Annotated in this window: 4 protein-coding genes; all 4 read right to left on the bottom strand. The window is 73.8% G+C overall.

Annotated features, from left to right (window positions below):
* Positions 1–346, bottom strand: a 346-nt coding sequence (locus ACYVE7_RS32325) for a laccase domain-containing protein (protein ID WP_460370156.1), incomplete at its 3' end; no start/stop codon positions are given.
* Between the two features lie 80 nt (positions 347–426).
* The gene (locus ACYVE7_RS32320; RefSeq protein ID WP_460370155.1) at positions 427–903 is read right to left on the bottom strand and encodes a helix-turn-helix transcriptional regulator; all 477 of its coding nucleotides are present in this window, start codon (positions 901–903) and stop codon (positions 427–429) included.
* Positions 904–929: 26 nt separating this feature from the next.
* The gene (locus ACYVE7_RS32315; protein ID WP_460370153.1) at positions 930–1,610 is read right to left on the bottom strand and encodes an ABC transporter ATP-binding protein; all 681 of its coding nucleotides are present in this window, start codon (positions 1,608–1,610) and stop codon (positions 930–932) included.
* Positions 1,607–2,644: ABC transporter ATP-binding protein (locus tag ACYVE7_RS32310; protein WP_460370151.1), on the bottom strand; the 1,038-nt coding region annotated here is incomplete at its 5' end. The genes ACYVE7_RS32310 and ACYVE7_RS32315, both read right to left, overlap by 4 nt.

The following is a 2,644-nucleotide window of genomic DNA, read 5'->3' as shown; positions in this document are numbered from 1 at the left end:
GGGTGCCGGCCCGGCCGGAGTGGGCGGCGCCGACGAAGCCGGGCGCGCCGATCAGGATGGCCGGGCAGTCGGCGCCGAGCGCGCCCAGGGCCAGGCCCGGCTCCGAGGTGAAGATCGCGTCGCATTCGGGGAGGTCGTCCAGGGGGACGCGCTCGACCCGGGCGCTGTGGATCTGCCGCATGAACACCAGGCCGTCGACGCCCAGTTCGGCGGCGGTCCTGGCGCGGTTCCGGGCGACGGTGGCGGGTGCGTCGCCGACGTTCCCGCCGAGGTTGCGTCCGTCGTAGGGGCCGGTGCTGTAGCCGCCCGACCGGTCCGTGACGGCCGTGCCGATGCCAGAGATCATGCCCCCATCCTGCCGCAGCCGGACAAGGCCGTGCCGCCCGCCGCTCGGGGGAAGCGGGGGCGGCACGGGATCCGGGAGGGTCAGGCGGCTTTTCCCTGGAAGGGGAGGAAGCGGTCGGCTCGGTGGGGGCGGGCTTGGAGGTCGGTGGGCTCGACGGCGAGGAGGCGGTCGAGGCGGAAGGCGCGGATGCCGCGGCGCATCCGGCACCAGCCGACGAGATACCAGTGGTCGCCGTGGACGAGGGTGGTGACGGGCTCCACCTCGCGGTGGCTGATCCGGCCGGTCTCGTCGGCGTAGTGGACACGGACGACGCGCCGTTCGCTGATCGCGCTCGCCAGCACCTTGGCGCGGCGGGCGGTCTCGGCGTCGAGCGGGTCGATGAGGGTGGCGAAGGCGCGGGCCTCGATCACCCCGGCGTCGGCCAGGTGGGCGAGCGCGCGGCGGGCGGTGACGGACTGCGGGCCCGCGCCGAGATGGGCGAGCGAGAGGGCGAGGGCGGCGAGTTCGGCGGCGGACAGGTTCATGATCTCCATACCCGGGAGGGTCATCGTGTCCATGCCACCATATTAGCACAAATGTTCGATCAAGGCAGTCGGGGTACGGCCTCTAGCAGGGACTTCGTGTACTCGTGCCCCGGCTGTTCCATCACCTGTTCGACCGTCCCGGACTCCACGATCCGGCCCTCCCGCATCACCAGCAGCCGGTCGCACACATACCTCACGACCGCCAGATCATGGGAGATGAACAGCACCGCGAGACCCAGCTCCGCGCGCAGCTCCCGGACGAGGTTGAGCACCGCGCCCTGCACGGACACGTCCAGCGCCGAGGTGATCTCGTCGGCGATCAGCAGCTCGGGACCGGCCCCGAGCGCCCGCGCCATCGCGACCCGCTGCCGCTGCCCACCCGACAGCTCCCCCGGATACCGCCCGCCCAACGCCGGGTCGAGCCCCACGAGCTCCAGCAGCCGTCGCGCCTCAGCGGCCCGGTCGCCGCCCGTGACGCCCTCGACGACCGCCTTCCCGATCTTCAACCGGGGGTTGAGCGACGCGTACGGATCCTGGAAGACGAGCTGCGCCCCGCGCCTCCTCAGCCCCGTGACGCTCCCCCGGTACGGCAGGAGCCCCACCAGTGCGCGAGCCACGCTCGACTTGCCCGATCCCGACTCGCCGACCAGGCCGACGATCTCCCCCGCCGCCACTTCGAAGCACACACCGTCGACCGCACGGAACCTCCCGAAATCCACACACAGGTTCTCGACCTTCATGCCGATACCTCTCCTTCGGCCGCCGCTCCATGGCCTCGCTCGCCCGGGGGCAGGGGATGCCAGCAGGCGAGCCCCGAGACGAGCGGCGGCCGGGTGGCGCACCGCGCGGTGACGTGGGGGCAGCGCGGGGCGTACGCGCAGCCGTCGGGAAGGTGGCCGGGGGCGGGCTGGCGGCCGGTGATGGTGGCCAGGGGCAGGTGGCGGGGGGTGGACAGATCGGGGAGGGCGGCCACCAGGGCCCGGGTGTAGGGGTGGCGGGCCTCGCGCAGGGCGGTGACGGGCAGATCTTCGACGACGCGTCCCGCGTACATGACCAGGACGCGGGTGCAGAGCGTCGCGACGACGGCCAGATCGTGGGAGATGAGCAGGACGGCCGTGCCGGTCTCGGCGTTGACGTCGCGGAGCAGGTCGAGGACTCGGCGCTGCACGGTGACGTCGAGCGCCGTCGTCGGTTCGTCGGCCACCAGCAGGCGGGGCGCGCCCATCAGGCCCATCGCGATGACGGCCCGCTGCCGCATCCCGCCCGAGAACTGGTGGGGGCGCTGCCGTGCCCTGGCGGCGGGGTCGGGGATCCGGACCCGGGCCAGCCGGTCCACGGCCCGCGACCACGCGTCCTTCCGGGAAGCGCTCTGGTGGGTGGTGGCGATCTCGGCGAGCTGGGTGCCGACGCGCAGCGCCGGGTTGAGCGCCGACTGCGGATCCTGGAAGACCATCGCGAGCCCGGTGCCGAGCTCGCGGCGGCTGAGGCCGTCCAGCGGACGGCCGTCCAGGGTGATCAGCCCGGAGACCCGCCCGGGATGGGGGACGAGCCCGCCGATCGCCAGGGCCGTCAGGGATTTGCCGCTGCCGGACTCGCCGACCAGCCCGACGAGCTCGCCGGGGGCGAGGTCGAAGGACACGTCGCGGACGGGGGTGACCGCGCCGAACGCGACCGTCAGATTCCGGACGGAAAGGGCCGTCCCCTCGGGGAGCGGGCCGGGCGCGGGGAGGGTTGCGCGGTCCGCCGCCGCAGGGGGCGGCGGGGTTCTGGCGGC

Source organism: Actinocorallia lasiicapitis (genome assembly GCF_054778695.1).
Note: the sequence above shows the minus strand (reverse complement) of the source record. Positions and strands in the feature narration are given on the sequence as shown.